At 66.0% G+C, this 14535-nt stretch carries 16 protein-coding genes; 8 read left to right on the top strand and 8 right to left on the bottom strand.

Features of this window, described 5'->3' with window-relative positions; all coding sequences use genetic code 11:
- Window positions 1-47 precede the first annotated feature (47 nt).
- Window positions 48-980, top strand: coding sequence for an N-acetyl-gamma-glutamyl-phosphate reductase (argC, locus tag ACK41V_RS17495; protein ID WP_409784127.1), 933 nt, complete (start codon window positions 48-50; stop codon window positions 978-980).
- Between the two features lie 263 nt (window positions 981-1243).
- On the opposite strand, the gene recX is transcribed toward argC, so the two are convergent.
- A complete protein-coding gene (recX, locus tag ACK41V_RS17490; RefSeq protein ID WP_409784125.1) occupies window positions 1244-1705 on the bottom strand; it encodes a recombination regulator RecX in 462 nt (153 codons plus the stop codon).
- Between the two features lie 105 nt (window positions 1706-1810).
- Window positions 1811-2935, bottom strand: coding sequence for a recombinase RecA (recA, locus tag ACK41V_RS17485; RefSeq protein WP_409784124.1), 1125 nt, complete (start codon window positions 2933-2935; stop codon window positions 1811-1813).
- Window positions 2936-3077: 142 nt separating this feature from the next.
- On the opposite strand from recA, the gene ACK41V_RS17480 reads away from it, so the two are divergent.
- Entirely contained in the window at window positions 3078-3590 is a 513-nt protein-coding gene (locus tag ACK41V_RS17480) for a MarR family winged helix-turn-helix transcriptional regulator (RefSeq protein WP_409784122.1), read from the top strand.
- Between the two features lie 7 nt (window positions 3591-3597).
- Here ACK41V_RS17480 and ACK41V_RS17475 read toward each other — a convergent pair whose 3' ends face one another.
- From ACK41V_RS17475 to ACK41V_RS17465, 3 genes are all read right to left on the bottom strand, one after another.
- On the bottom strand, window positions 3598-4113 hold the full coding sequence (locus ACK41V_RS17475) for a Clp protease N-terminal domain-containing protein (protein WP_409784120.1): 516 nt from the start codon (window positions 4111-4113) through the stop codon (window positions 3598-3600).
- Between the two features lie 16 nt (window positions 4114-4129).
- Complete coding sequence (locus ACK41V_RS17470) at window positions 4130-4342, bottom strand: helix-turn-helix domain-containing protein (protein ID WP_409784119.1); 213 nt, start codon at window positions 4340-4342, stop codon at window positions 4130-4132.
- Window positions 4343-4413: 71 nt separating this feature from the next.
- On the bottom strand, window positions 4414-5400 hold the full coding sequence (locus ACK41V_RS17465; RefSeq protein WP_409784117.1) for a LysR substrate-binding domain-containing protein: 987 nt from the start codon (window positions 5398-5400) through the stop codon (window positions 4414-4416).
- 107 nt (window positions 5401-5507) lie between these two features.
- On the opposite strand from ACK41V_RS17465, the gene ACK41V_RS17460 reads away from it, so the two are divergent.
- From ACK41V_RS17460 to ACK41V_RS17435, 6 genes are all read left to right on the top strand, one after another.
- Complete coding sequence (locus ACK41V_RS17460) at window positions 5508-6473, top strand: tripartite tricarboxylate transporter substrate binding protein BugE (RefSeq protein ID WP_409784115.1); 966 nt, start codon at window positions 5508-5510, stop codon at window positions 6471-6473.
- Between the two features lie 152 nt (window positions 6474-6625).
- Window positions 6626-7558 (top strand): N-formylglutamate amidohydrolase, encoded by a 933-nt coding sequence (locus tag ACK41V_RS17455; RefSeq protein WP_409784113.1) that lies wholly within the window; start codon window positions 6626-6628, stop codon window positions 7556-7558.
- 123 nt (window positions 7559-7681) lie between these two features.
- Window positions 7682-8356 carry a response regulator gene (locus ACK41V_RS17450; protein ID WP_409784111.1) on the top strand — a complete coding sequence of 225 codons (675 nt, stop codon included), beginning with the start codon at window positions 7682-7684 and terminating at the stop codon, window positions 8354-8356.
- Window positions 8357-8436: 80 nt separating this feature from the next.
- Entirely contained in the window at window positions 8437-9888 is a 1452-nt protein-coding gene (locus ACK41V_RS17445; protein WP_409784110.1) for a sensor histidine kinase N-terminal domain-containing protein, read from the top strand.
- Between the two features lie 104 nt (window positions 9889-9992).
- Entirely contained in the window at window positions 9993-11048 is a 1056-nt protein-coding gene (locus ACK41V_RS17440) for an MBL fold metallo-hydrolase (protein WP_409784108.1), read from the top strand.
- 134 nt (window positions 11049-11182) lie between these two features.
- Window positions 11183-12163 (top strand): tripartite tricarboxylate transporter substrate binding protein BugE, encoded by a 981-nt coding sequence (locus ACK41V_RS17435; protein WP_409784106.1) that lies wholly within the window; start codon window positions 11183-11185, stop codon window positions 12161-12163.
- A 64-nt stretch (window positions 12164-12227) separates the two neighbouring features.
- Here ACK41V_RS17435 and ACK41V_RS17430 read toward each other — a convergent pair whose 3' ends face one another.
- The 3 genes from ACK41V_RS17430 to ACK41V_RS17420 are packed head-to-tail and all read right to left on the bottom strand — an operon-like array spanning window position 12228 to window position 14411.
- Window positions 12228-12932: an SPOR domain-containing protein gene (locus ACK41V_RS17430; RefSeq protein WP_409784104.1), complete on the bottom strand. Its 705-nt coding sequence runs from the start codon at window positions 12930-12932 to the stop codon at window positions 12228-12230.
- Between the two features lie 46 nt (window positions 12933-12978).
- Entirely contained in the window at window positions 12979-13845 is an 867-nt protein-coding gene (locus tag ACK41V_RS17425) for a biotin--[acetyl-CoA-carboxylase] ligase (protein WP_409784103.1), read from the bottom strand.
- Entirely contained in the window at window positions 13842-14411 is a 570-nt protein-coding gene (locus ACK41V_RS17420; protein WP_409784101.1) for an SET domain-containing protein, read from the bottom strand. The genes ACK41V_RS17425 and ACK41V_RS17420 overlap by 4 nt, the downstream gene beginning before the upstream one ends.
- Between the last annotated feature and the right edge of the window lie 124 nt (window positions 14412-14535).

The following is a 14535-nucleotide window of genomic DNA, read 5'->3' as shown; positions in this document are numbered from 1 at the left end:
CGATTTTTTGAGGCAGACGCTGCCCATCTTTTTGCAGGAGCACTTCCATGTCCAAAGTCTTTATTGATGGCGAAGCCGGTACCACGGGCCTGCAGATTCGCGAGCGCCTGCAGGCCATGCCACAGGTCGAGCTGGTCAGCATTGCGCCCGAATTGCGCAAGGACCCTGCCGCCAAACGCGACCTGATTGCCGGGGTGGATCTGGTCGTGCTGTGCCTGCACGACGACGCTGCGCGCGAGACCGTCGCCATGGTGGACGGCATCGAGCAGGCCACAGGCCGCAGGATCAAGATCATCGATGCGAGCACCGCACACCGCACCGCGCCCGGCTGGGTGTTCGGCTTTCCCGAACTGGCCGCTGGCCAGCCCGAGGCCGTGGCTGCAGCCACCCGTGTGGCCAACCCTGGTTGTTATGCCACGGGCGCCATCGCGCTGTTGCGCCCCTTGGTGGATGCGGGCCTGATCCCTGCTGATTTCCCGTTGGCACTGCCGTCGGTCAGCGGCTACTCAGGCGGCGGGCGCACCATGATCGAGGCCTACCAGAAGGGCGAAGCCCCGCTGTTCGAGCTGTACGCCCTGGGCCTGGCGCACAAGCACCTGCCCGAAATCATGCACTACACCGGCATCACCCGCCGACCCATCTTTGTGCCCTCGGTGGGCAACTTCGAGCAGGGCATGCTGGTGCAATTGCCCCTGCATCTGGACACCCTGCCCGGCGCCCCCACGGCGAGCGACTTGCACGACGCCCTGGCCGCGCACTACGCCAAGAGCAACACCCCCGAGCAGTGGGTCAACGTGTTGCCCGCCACCGCCGACGGCAAGCTTGATGCACTGGCGCTCAACAACACCAACAAGCTGGAACTGCGCGTGTTCGCCAACGAAACCTACCGCCACGCGGTGCTGGTGGCGCGCCTCGATAACCTGGGCAAGGGTGCCAGCGGCGCTGCGGTGCAAAACCTCAAGCTCATGCTGGGTCTGTGATTTCCTGCGCGCCCCGCGCCGCAGCAGCCTGGCCGCCAACGGTGTCGCCCGCCTGGCGCCTGTGGCGTCCAACGGCAACGGCGCTGGCCGGGTGAAGAAGAACCGGCGCGTCGAATTGGTTTTGCAATAAAAGCGCGGGTCAGTCATTTGCTGCACATTTGATAGCTGTCAGCGCTTATTGAATAAGCGCTGGAGCCCAAAATGGCTTGAAATTTGAGAGCGACGACGAGCCCTGCCAGGTGTTATTGGGTGCTATCGGGTGTTCAGGTGTTCTCGCTGCCGCCCACCGTGCCGCGCAGCACACGCCGCACCACGTCGCCCGAGAAACCGCGCGTGAGCAGAAAGCGGGTCTGCTTGGCGTTCTCTTGCGGGGTTTGGGGCGGTTGCGCAAACTTGCGCGCCCACACGCCACGGGCGCGGTCCAGTTCGCTGTCCTGCAACTTGGCCACGGCTTCTTGAATCGCCTCGCCCGGCAGCCCTTTGGCCTGCAGTTCCTGGCGGATGCGGGCGCTCCCCAAGCGGCTGGCACGGCGGTACACCACCGACTCCAGCACGCGGGTTTCATTGATGAAGTCCTTGGCCTGCAAGTCATCGAGCACGGCCCCCAGGTCTTCGCCGTCCTGCACATGCGGGGTCAGCTTTTTGGTCAGCTCGGACCGCGAATGCTCGCGCTGGCTGAGCAGCCGCAGCGCGCGGCCTTTGAGCGAAAGGGTGCCAAAGCCCATGGGTCAGCCATCAAATACTATGAAATAAATAGCTACTAGCGCTTATAGGATAAGCGCTAGAGGCCAATTTCATTCATATTTTTGGTGGTGCCTCTTGCTTGTCGCTTATTTCTCTTCCTTGTCGGCTTTGTCGGCCTTCTCGCCCTTTTCTGCCTTGGCAGGCTTGGCGGCGGGGGCGGCCTCCATCAGGGGCGGCAGCAAGGCAATGCCCAGGCTTTCGCGCACCTTGTTTTCAATCTCGTGGGCCAGGTCGGCGTTCTCGCGCAGAAACTCACGGGCGTTGTCGCGGCCCTGGCCGATCTTTTCGCCGTTGTAGGCATACCAGGCACCGGCCTTTTCCACGATCTTGGCGTTCACACCCATGTCGATGATTTCACCTTCGCGGCTGATGCCCTCGCCGAACAGAATATCGAACTCGGCGGTTTTGAACGGCGGGCTCACCTTGTTCTTCACCACCTTCACCTTGGTTTCGTTGCCGATGGCTTCGTCGCCCTTCTTGATGGTGCCGGTGCGGCGGATATCGAGGCGCACGGAGGCGTAGAACTTCAGCGCATTGCCGCCGGTCGTCGTTTCGGGGCTGCCGAACATCACGCCGATCTTCATGCGGATCTGGTTGATGAAGATGACCATGCAGTTGGTCTTCTTGATGCTGGAGGTCAGCTTGCGCAGCGCCTGGCTCATCAGGCGGGCCTGCAGGCCGGGCAGGCTGTCGCCCATTTCGCCTTCGATTTCGGCCTTGGGCGTGAGGGCTGCCACCGAGTCGATGACGATCAAATCCACGGCGCCCGAGCGCACCAGGCTGTCCACAATTTCGAGCGCTTGTTCGCCGGTGTCGGGCTGGCTGATCAGCAGGTCGGACAGTTGCACGCCCAGCTTCTGGGCGTATTGCACGTCGAGCGCATGCTCAGCGTCGACAAAGGCGCACGTGCCACCCTGTTTTTGCATTTCGGCAATCACTTGCAGCGTGAGCGTGGTCTTGCCCGACGATTCCGGGCCGTAGATCTCGACCACACGGCCCCGGGGCAGGCCGCCTACGCCCAGCGCAATGTCCAGGCCCAGCGAGCCGGTCGAGACGACCTGGATGTCCTCGATCACCTCGCCTTCACCCAGGCGCATGATCGTGCCCTTGCCAAATTGTTTCTCGATCTGGGCGAGCGCCGCGGCCAGGGCCTTGGCCTTGTCGGTGTTGACTGGCAATGCGGGGTTGGTGCCTTTGACTGCGACGTCCATGAGAAAACTCCTTGAAAAACAACAGGTTGGATGCTTGCATTGCTCTGCGGTTAATCACAGGCTGGATGCTTGAACAGTAGTTTATGCGAGCTGTTGTGACGCCTTCAAGGATAATTTAGTCAGTTTGCCTGACAATTTATGCATGCCTGACTTCCCCCTTCCATCCCCCGCCGAGGACGGCTGGCGCCAGACCCACCTGGGCCGCCTGTTCGGCCACGCCATGCGGCGTTTTGACGCCCGCGTGCTGCAGCTCATGGCGCGCAATGTCGAGGTGCCGCTGGCGCTGTCCAACCTGGCGGCGCGTGACCAGGTCACGGCGGCCCATGTGCACATCACCCGCCACCTCGGGCTGCAGGGCGACCGGCTGACCGACCTGGCGCAGCGCGCGGGCATGACCAAACAGGCCATGGCCAACCTCGTGGACCAGTGCGAGGCCTGGGGTTTGGTGACGCGCACCGCAGACCCGCTGGATGCGCGCGCGCGGCGGGTGTGCTTCACGCCGACGGGGCTGGCGTGGCTGCAGGCGTTTCGGGATGCCGTGGCGCAGGCGGAGGCAGAGTTTCGCGACGAGGTGGGGCAGGACGTGGCCACGGTGGTGGCCATTGGGCTGGAGGCCTACGCGGGTGGCGATGGCGTGGGCACGGGCGGGCGCTGAACCCGGGTCAGGCGGCGGCGCTTGTGGCCGATGGCACCTGGGCCTGCGCCGCAGCCGCCAGCTGGCCGGCGTCGATGCCCATGGCACGCAGCGTGCGCGCGGCCACGCCTTGCGGCATGGCGGCTACCGCTGCCACCACATGGGCGCCGAGCAGTGGGCCGCCCTGGTCCTTGCGGGAGCGCGCCAGCGTCTGCATGACCTCCTGGCCCGACGGCTGGGCCTGGTAGAGGCCCGGAGCTGGCGGCGTGAGGGCGGGTGCCTGCGGCAGAGGTGCATTCAGCCCCACGCCCTGTAGCGCGTCGCGGTACTGCTGCTCGATCGCGTCCCGCACGGCGGCGGGGTCGGCCCCCATGCTTTCAAACGCACGCCGGGCTGACCCATCGGGAAGGTCGATGGCTGCCAGCAGAAAGTGCTCGACCCCCGGCGCGGTCTGGCCGCGTGCGCGGGCATGGGCCTCGGCGCTGGCGCACAGGCGGCTCAGCGTGCGCATGCTTTGGAAGCGGTGTTGCAATTGGCGAAACATGGCGATAACTCCTTGCTCAAGAACGGGGAATCTGGGGTGACAGGCGCTTGTGCGCTGCCTGCTTGCTCACGCCCAGTGCCTGGGCGATCTGCGCCCACGACCAGCCTTGCTCTAGCGCCGCAGCCACGGCAGCGGATTCCAGCCGGTCGGCCAGGAGGCGCAGGGCGACCACGGCAGCCAGTGCGGCTTCGGGGTTGTCGGGCGAGGGAGGTGTGGGCGGGGTCTGCATTCGTCAACTGTAGTTGACGAATGTCCTGTCCGTCAACAACTGTTGACGATGGGTTTGTTATTCGCAGGACATCACCGCCTGGCGAACGCGCTCGTCCCTATGCCCGAAGCGGGCGCTGGGTGCGCTGTGTCGTCAGCGGGCGATGCGCAGGCCAGCAGCCATTGCCGAAAACACTGCAGCGCATGCAGCTGCGTGCGGCCCTCGGGGTAGCAAAACCAGTAGCCGACGTCACTTTGGTAGCCGCCGCGCAGCGAGGTGCCTGGGCTGTCGGCCAAAGGCTCGCGCACCAGCCCGGCCGTGATTTCATCCTGCACCAGACAGCGCGGCACCAGCGCCAGGCCCATGCCCGCCTGCACGGCGCGGATCATGGTCTGGAACTGGTCAAACTGCGGGCCCGCCAACGGGTCGATCGCGCCTTCTACGGCATGGGTTTCGCACCAGCGCAGCCAGGCCTCGGGCACCGTCACGTGGCGCAGCAGGGTGTGTTTGGCCACGTCGCGCGGGGTGTGAATCGCCCAGTCGGCCACCTTGGTGCGCGGCGCGATCAGGGCCACATCGTTGCCCGTGATGTGGTGGGCGTGTGCGCCGGGCCAGTGGCCGTCGCCGAACAGAATGGCGCAGTCCAATTCGGGCCGGGTGAAGTCGTAGCTGTGCACATACGGCACAAAGTGCAGCGTGATTTGCGGGTGCTGTTGCTGAAACTGCGGCAGCCGCGGAATGAGCCACTTGGCCGCAAACGTGGGCAGGCTGGACAGGTGCAGCGCACCGCCACCGTCGTCGCTGGTGATCAGCTCCAGCGTGGCAGCCTCCAGCTGCGCCAGCACACCGCGCACGGCTTTTTCGTAGCGCTCGCCCGCGGGGGTCAGTGCCAGGCGTTTGCGGCTGCGTTCGAACAGCGGCACGCCCACCCAGGTTTCCAGTTCCTTGATTTGTTTGCTGACCGCGCTCTGGGTCAGGTGCAGCGCCTCGGCCGCACGCGAGATGCCGCCAAACCGGGTGACGGTGGAGAACGCACGCAGCAGGTGCAGGGGCGGGGAGAGGCGACGCAGAGAAGACATACTAAGTTCTCAAATCATTCCATATCGGAATGTTATCAGGCATATCCATTGCTTGGTAGAGGGCGTTGATTCCATTAACCTCAATGCACTTCATAGGAGAAATGCCCATGCAACGCCGTCACGTCCTTTCCGCTCTGGCTGCCGTATCTTTCGTTCCTGGAATGTCTTTGGCGCAAGAGGGCAAGCCCCTGCGCATCATTGTTCCCTTCCCACCCGGGGGCGCCACCGACATCACGGCGCGCAGCCTGCAAGAGTCGCTGTCGCGCATCCTCAAGCAGCCCGTGGTGCTGGAAAACCGGGGCGGCGCAGGCGGCTCCATCGGCATGGCTGAAGTGGCCCGCGCAGCGCCAGACGGCCTCACCATTGGCGTTGCCACCTTGTCCACCCACGGCGTGAACCCCGCCGTGTACACCAAGCTGCCCTACAACCCCACCAAGGACTTTGTCGGCGTGACCGAGATCGTGAAGGCGCCCGGCGTCATCGTGATCAACCCCGCCACGCTGCCCGTCAAGGACTTTGCCGACCTGGTGAAGTACCTCAAAGCCAACCCCGGCAAGGTGTCGTACGCGACCCCTGGCAACGGCACCATCGGCCACATGTGGGGCGAGCTGTTCAAAAGCAGCACGGGCACCTCGATGGTGCATATCCCCTACCGTGGTGCAGGCCCGGCCATCAACGACGTGCTGGCCGGCCAGGTGGCGGTGTACTTTGACCAGGTCGCCTCGTCGCTGCCCCACGTCAAGTCCGGCAAGCTGAAGGCCCTGGCTGTGTCCTGGCCCGCGCGCCTTGACGTGTTGCCCGATGTGCCCACGTACGGCGAGCTGGGCTACAAGCAGGCCAATGAGCCTTCGTGGTTTGGCCTGGTGGCGCCCGCCGCCACACCGGCTGCCGCGGTAGAACGCATTCAGCAGGCCGTGGCGCAGGCGCTCAAGGAACCCGCGGTGCGCGAACGCTTGGCGGGCCAGGGGTTGTACCCCTCGGGCACCACGCCCAAGGAGTTCACGGCCCAGATCGCGAGCGAGATCGACAAGATGAAGCGCGTGGCTGCTTATGCCAAGGTGGTGCTGGACTGATCTCCGCACCCCTGTACTCCTGATCCGGCCATAGCCGGGATGCCGTGAACCTGGTTCACGACGCTGTGGTTGCCCTGTTTTCAGGGATAACCATAGTCACATCCCGGTCTGGGCGGCTAGGCCAGCCGCCCTCCTTTGCGCACACTCTGCCTATGCATGCAGCCTTGAAACTGATCCACCACCGATTTATGCAAGCCCAGCCCGGTGTCACCGGCTCGCCCGGCCTGTCCAGCCCCTCTGCCGCCCCTATGGTGACCACCGTGCCGGGCACCACCGCGCTGGTGCTCGACTCTCCGCACAGTGGCACCCGCTACCCCGACGATTTCGGCTCCGCCTGCGACCTGCCCACGCTGCGCCGCGCCGAAGACACGCACGTCGAAAAGATCTACGCCTTTGCCCCCGCGCTCGGCGTGGCCTGGGTTGAGGCGCACTTCCCCCGCATCTACCTCGACGCCAACCGCGACACCACCGAGCTGGACACCACCTTGCTCGACGGCGCATGGACCGACCCCATCTCCACCGACCCGCAGGTGCTGAGCAAGGTGCGCCTGGGCAAGGGCCTGATCTGGAAGTTCACCGACGAAGGCGAGCCCATCTACAACCGTCAGCTCACCGTGGCCGAAGTGCGCGCGCGCATCGACCGCTGCTGGCGCCCCTACCACGCTGCCGTGCAGCAGGCCATTGACGCTGCGCACGCGCGGCACGGCTACAGCATTCACATCAATTGCCACTCCATGCCCGCCGTGGCCGCCAGTCATGCGACGGACTTTCCGGGCCTGGTGCACGCGGACTTTGTGGTGGGCGACCGCGACGGCAGCACAGCCAGCCCCGCGTTGTCGGCCCTGGTGTGCGACCACCTGCGCGGCTGCGGCTACAGCGTGGAGCACAACCACCCCTACAAAGGCGTGGAACTGGTGCGCCGCTACAGCAACCCCGCAGCGCACCGCCACAGCATCCAGCTGGAGATCAATCGCAGGCTCTACATGGACGAGCAGACCCTGGCGCAGCACCCCGAGGGCATGGCGCGGCTGCAGGCCGACCTGCAGGCACTGGTGCACAAGCTGCTGGCCACCGACCCGCGCTGAGGGTGTCGCCGAGGGGGTGGGCGGACGGTCTGCGCTGACCGCCCCGCCGCGCGGCGTGGCCCCGCCTAAAATCGCGCCACAGGCACGGCGCCAGACCGTTGCCAACCACCAGGAGACTCCCCCATGCGCATCCTCATTGCCGAAGACGACCAGGTGCTGGCCGATGGCCTGCTGCGCACCCTGCGCGCCTCGGGGGCCGTGGTGGACCACGTCGCCAGCGGCAGCGAGGCCGACGCGGCGCTGATGACCAACAACGAGTTCGACCTGCTCATCCTGGACCTGGGCCTGCCCAAGATGCACGGCCTGGAGGTGCTCAAAAAGCTGCGCAGCCGGGGCTCTGCGCTGCCGGTGCTCATCCTCACCGCGGCCGACAGCGTCGAGGAGCGGGTGAAGGGCCTGGATTTTGGCGCCGACGACTACATGGCCAAGCCCTTCAGCCTGCAAGAGCTGGAAGCCCGCGTGCGCGCGCTGACGCGGCGCGGCATGGGCGGCACCAGCAGCGCCATCAAACACGGCCCGCTGGTGTACGACCAAGCCGGCCGCGTGGCCACCATCGACGGCAAGATGATCGAGTTGTCGGCCCGTGAACTTGGCTTGCTCGAAGTGCTGCTGCAGCGCGCCGGGCGGCTGGTCAGCAAGGAGCAACTGGTGGAGCGCCTGTGCGAATGGGGCGAAGAAGTCAGCAACAACGCCATCGAGGTCTACATCCACCGCCTGCGCAAGAAGATCGAAGGCGGCCCCATCCGCATCGCCACCGTGCGAGGTCTGGGCTACTGCCTGGAGAAGATCCCAGGGTAGATTGCAAAAATGATAGCTACTAGCGCTTATTGGATAAGCGCTAGAGGCCAATTTCATTCAAAAACACCACGGCGAACGCCTTGAAGATCTTCCAGCGAGAGCAGCGGTCCCTGTTTGGCGAAATCCTCGACTGGATGCTCACGCCGTTGCTGCTGCTGTGGCCCGTCAGTCTGGCGCTGACCTGGCTGGTGGCGCAGGGGCTGGCCAACAAGCCGTTTGACCGCGCGCTCGAATACAACGCCCATGCGCTGGCCCAGCTGGTCAGCGTGGTGGGCGACAAGGTGCAGTTCAACCTGCCCCAGCCCGCCAGCGAGATCCTGCGGGCCGATGAGTCCGACATCGTCTACTACCAGGTGCTGGGCCCCGGCGGCGAGTTCCTGTCGGGCGAGCGCGAGCTGCCCGAGCCCCCGGCCGACGAAGTGCCCATGTCCGGCGAGGTGCGCCTGCGCGATGGCGAAATGCGCGGCATCGAGATCCGCGTCGCCTACATCTGGGTGCGCCTGCCCTTGGAGGGCACACCCGTGGCGCTGGTCCAGGTGGCCGAAACGCGTGAAAAGCGCAGCGTGCTGGCCACCGAAATCATCAAGGGCGTGATGCTGCCGCAGTTCGTCATCCTGCCGCTGGCCGTGCTGCTGGTGTGGCTGGCGCTGGCGCGGGGCATTCAGCCGCTGAACCAGCTGGAGCAGCGCATCCGCGCGCGCAACCCCGACGACCTCTCGCCGCTGGACGACCGCACCGTGCCGCTCGAAGTCGCGCCGCTGGTCTCGTCGGTCAATGACCTGCTCACGCGCCTGAACGAGTCGCTGGCCACCCAAAAGCGCTTTCTGGCCGACGCGGCCCACCAGCTCAAGACGCCGCTGGCCGGGCTGCGCATGCAGGCCGACCTGGCCCAGCGCGAAGGCACCAGCACCGAAGAGCTCAAGCGCTCGCTGCAGCAGATTGGCCGCTCCAGCATCCGCGCCACGCACACCGTCAACCAGCTGCTGGCGCTGGCGCGGGCCGAGGGCAGCGGCGTGGGCATCACGCGCCAGCCGTGCGACCTGGCGCGCCTGGTGATCGAGGTGGTCCGCGACTCAGTGCCGCGCGCGCTGGAGAAAAAAATCGACCTGGGCTACGACGGCGCCGAACCCGGATCGCCCGGCGTGCTGGTGGACGGCAACCCCACCTTGCTCAAAGAGCTGGTGCGCAATCTGGTGGACAACGCCATCAACTACACGCCCTCCACCCCCGACAAACCCGGCGTGGTCACCGCCCGCGTGCTGGCCGACACCTTTGGCCATGTGCTGCTGCTGAAGGTCGAAGACTCGGGCCCCGGCGTGCCCGAGCCCGAGCGTGAACTGGTCTTTCAGCCGTTTTACCGGGCGCTGGGCAGCGATGCCGATGGATCGGGCCTGGGCCTGCCCATCGTGCTGGAGATCGCGCGCAAACACGAGGCCGAGGTCACGCTCGAAGACGCCCGCCCCGGCCACCAGCCGCCGGGCGCGTGTTTTACGGTGCGATTTACGGCGCGGGACGGCATGGCGGGGAGTTGACGGCGCCTTTGCCCCTTGGCTCCCCCTGGCGCCCGTGGCTGCGGCATCATGCAAAACACCAAAACCCGTCGAAGATCCTGAACAGGTTCTAAGCTGCACCGCCCATGTCATCACTGCCTGGCTCGCCACCGCCATCTCCATCCCCCTCCTCGCCGGAACCCTTCGGCACCCGCCGCCGGTTTGCCAACACGCACCCCGAGGTCGTCATCGGCAACTTCCCCTGGTACGAAATGGTGTGGCGCTCGCTGCGGGGCGACTTCAAGCCCTTGTCTGAACCCGCAGGTGGTTATGCCGCCTTTGCGCACCAGTGGCGCCAGCCCGCCGACCTGGCCCGTCTGGCGCAGCGCCAGCAGGCGCCGGTGGTGACGTGGCTGGGCCATGTCTCCATGCTGCTGCAGGTGGCGGGGTTGAATGTGCTCATCGACCCCACACTGGCGGACTTTGCGGGCCCGCTCGGCCGGTTGGGCGCCAAGCGCCGAGTGCCCGCGCCGCTGACGCCCGAGCAGTTGCCCCCCATCGACGTGGTGCTGATCTCGCACAACCACTACGACCACCTGTGCTACGCCACGCTGCGCCGCCTGCATGCCGCGGGCCAGTCGCCGCGGTTGGTGGTGCCGCAGGGGCTGGGCAAGTGGTTTACAAAACGGGGCATGGGCCCCGTGAGCGAGATGGACTGGTGGGAACACACGGACCTTGCCCCGGGTGTGCGCGTGCACTTCACGCCATCACAGCACTGGAGCCGCCGCAGCCTGGGCGACACCAATGCCTCGCTGTGGGGTGGCTTTTTGATCGAATGGACGCGGCCTGAATCAACTGCGCCGTGGCGCTTTTTGTTCCCCGGCGACACGGGCTACAGCGGCGACTTCAAGGCCATTCGACACCGCATTGGCGCGGTGGATTTTCTGGCGCTGCCGATTGGCGCCTACCTGCCGCGCGACTTCATGAAGCCCATGCATGTGAACCCCGACGACGCCGTGCAGCTGATGCTGGATGTCGAGGCCAAGCAGGCCATGGGGGTGCACTGGGGCACGTTCATGCTCACGCAAGAGGCGTTTGACCACCCGCCGCGCGACCTGGCTGCGGCGCTGGCGCAGCGCAACATCGCTCCAGAGCGCGTGTGGCTGCTGCGCCAGGGTGAGACGCGGGCGATTGGGGTGTAAGCCGTGGCCCGCCGGGCAGAGCGGCAAGTGGCGGGGCAGGTATTCCGCCCAGGACTGAGCTGAGTTCAAAACGTCGTTATCCACGACGGCGATAACTGCCCAGAATGGGCCTCACCACTTTCACGAGGCCTGCCATGAAACGACGCACCCTGTTGACCGGCATCGCGCCGGCTTGGCTCAGCCACAGCGCCTTGGCGCAGACGGGGTCGGCGCTTGCTGCGGACTTGCGGCCTGTGCGTCTGCTGGTTCCGTTCGCAGCCGGGGGCGCCACCGACATCACGGCGCGCGCCATTGCCGGTCCGCTATCGCAGCGCTTGCAAGTGCCGGTGATGGTAGAGAACCGGCCCGGGGCGGGGGGCGCCACCTGCATGATCGAGGTGGCGGCTGCGGCACCCGATGGCCGGACTTTTGGGGTGGCCACCTTGTCCACGCATGGGGTGAATCCTGCGGTCTATCGCAACCTCCCGTACCGGGCCGTTGACGACTTCACGCCCATCACTGAGATCGTCAAGGCGCCCGGCGTTCTGGTGGTGCACCCGGACTTGCCAGCCCAAGACTTTGCGCAGTTCATCCGCTATGTCAAAGCGCAGCCTGGCAAGGTGTCGTTTGCGTCGCCCGGCAACGGCACCATCGGGCACATGTGGGGTGAGCTGCTGAAAAGCACCACCAATACCTTCATGACCCACGTGCCCTACCGCGGCGCTGCGGCCGCGCTGGCCGATGTCATTGCGGGCAAGGTGCCGGTGTATTTTGACCAAGTGGCGTCTTCGCTACCGCACATCCAGGCGGGGCGATTGCGTGCACTGGCCGTGTCGTGGAGAGAGCGGCTGGATGTGCTGCCCGCTGTGCCCACGTACGCGGAGCTCAGCCTTTTCTCCAGCAACGATCCGTCGTGGTTCGGCCTGGTCGCCCCGGCGGGGATGCCTTTGGCCATGGCGCGGCAGTGGCGTGATGCGGTGGCGCAGGTGCTGCAGACGCCTTCCGTCAAAGCGCTTCTGGCAGATCAGGGGCTGTTTGGATCGGGCAGCTTGCCGGACGAGTTTGGCGCGCAGATCCGCAAGGAGGTTGACAAGATGCGGCGTGTCAGCCGGTTTGCGCGGATATCGCTCGACTGAGCGGGTCAGGCGGCGTTGGGGATTGCGGTGGGGTTCAGCCGCAGGCCGGGCACTGCGTCTGGGTTCAGCCGCAGGTGCGCAGCGTCTTGCCCGCCATCGCGGAGCGCAGGGCATCCAGCTGCGGGCGCAACGCGTCGGTCACGGCGGGCAGGCGCAGCGTAAAGCCAGGGGCTTCGGGGCGCTCCTGAATCACGCGGGCTGTGCGCACGCCTTTGTTGCTCAGGTTCTGCAGTTCGCGCTTGGCGGCCTCGTCCGATGTAAAACGGCCCAGCGAGAGGCCGTATTCCCAGGTGCCTCCCGCGCGGTCAAAAGGCACGTTGCGGGCGCGCAATTCGGCCCGTTTTTTGTCCAGCGTGTCCATGTCCTCAAAGCGGCCCATGTAAACCATCCAGCGCCCGGGTACCGGCGTGGGCTCCATCACCCAGCTGCCTTGGGGCAGGCCTGCGGCGGCGGTGCGCAGCGCGTCGGCCTGGCGCTCGTCAAACACACCGGCCTGCAGGCACTCGGCGGCCTCGGCAGGGGCAGGCGCTGACGCATCTGCGGTGGTCGTGGTGGCAGCAGGCGACGACGGTGTGGCCGCGGGCGCTGCCGATACCTTGCTGGGGTTCACGCGCAGGATCTGCAGCGTCTCGGGGCGAATCTGCTGGTTCATGCGCTGGGGCTCGGCCTGCTCTTGCGGCCCATAGCCCCACTGGCGCAGATGGCCTTGCGACCACGCAAAGTAGCCCGCGTTGGCCAGCAGCAGCACGATCACAGCGAGTCGCAGCATGGAGCACGGCCTTTCAAGAGCATTGTTGTCAACGAAGGGAGCGCCATCACACCGGCGGAACTGCGCTTGGGCGGACGCTGATTTCGGAGCTGGTGATGGCTTGCATGCCACCAGCCGTGTGCACCAGCAGAGCGCCATCATCACTCACACCATGCGCGGTGCCGGTGTGTCCGTCGCTCAGCGTCACAGCGCGGCCCTGCAGCACGTCGCGCGCTGCAAACCGGGGCTGCATGGGGCCAAAGCCATAGCCTGCAAACGACTGCAGCATGGCCACCAGCGGGGGCACGATGCGTTGCAGCGCGGTGGGAGCATCGAGGCCCGGCTCCACGTCCTGCAAGCTGCCGGGCGGCATGCTCATGCCCTCGGCGCTTCGGGGCAGCACGTTGATGCCAATGCCCACCACCACGTAGCGTGCAGTGCTGGCGCTGGCCTGGCCGACCGTCGTCTGGGGCGCCACAAAACTCGCGGTCTCCACCAAAATGCCGCCCAGCTTGCGGTCGCCTGCGGCACCGCCACCGGCGCCCAGCCACAGGTCGTTGGGCCACTTGAGGCCCACGCGCGCGGGCTGGCCTGCGCCCAGGGGTGGCAGCACCGGCTGCAGGCTCTCGGCCACGCTCACGCCCACGGCAAGCGACAGGCCCGACCAATCCAAGGGCGCCAGCGGCAGGCCCAGGGACATCATCAGCGACGACCCCACATCGCTTTGCCACACCCGCCCCATCCGCCCGCGCCCTGCGGTCTGCTGCTCGGCCACCAGCAGGATGGGGTCGCACTGGCCGGTGCGAGCGCGGCGCATGAGTTCGGTGTTGGTCGAGTCGACGCTGGGCAGCACCTCGACGGTAAAGCCCGGTAACAGCGGTGACACCGCTTCCCAGATGGCCTCGGCGGGCCAGCGGATGGGGGCGGCGCTCACTGGCTGCGGCCCCGCGGTTTGGCTTTTTTGGGGGCTTTGGTGGCGGGTTTTGACGGAGGCAACGGCACCGGCGGTGCCCAGCCGCGCTTGGGCGCCAGCAGCGTGCCCCGGCAGTTCTTGCTGCCACACCAGCAGGGGTACTCGGCCTTGAGCTTGGGCGTGTAGCGCTCTTCAATGATCAGGCCGTAGTCGTAGTTCAGCTCTTCACCCGCCTTGATGTTGCGCAGCGCGGTAATGAAGATGCGGTGGCCCTGTTCGTCGGCGTAGCAGTTGGGGTTGCAGCTGTGGTTGATCCAGCGCGACGAATTGCCGCCGAACTTTGCGTCGATCACGTGGTCTTCATCCACATGAAAGTAAAACGTGTGGTTGGGTTGCAGGGGGTCGTGCGGGTGGCGGTCTTGCGCTTCCTGCCAGCCAATCACCTCACCCGTGTACTCCACAAGGACTTCGCCCTCTGCAATATCCTGCACCGCAAACACGCCCTTGCCATGGACGCCCGAGCGCCGCGTCTGGATGCGGCGGCCCGGCACGGGGGTGGGGGTAGAAGGCGATGCGGAGCGGGGCATGGCAAAAACTCTGTTAACTTGATAGTGCACACACATGTGTGCGTGCGCGTGTATGCGTGTACGTGCGCGCAAGAGCCGAATTGTAGAAGCGCTTGGGCCGGACCCGGGCGCGCAGACCCCAGAA

The sequence above is a fragment of the Acidovorax sp. genome (assembly GCF_046291265.1).
Lineage (GTDB): Bacteria > Pseudomonadota > Gammaproteobacteria > Burkholderiales > Burkholderiaceae_C > Acidovorax.
This window is presented reverse-complemented; position numbering and strand designations above follow the sequence as displayed.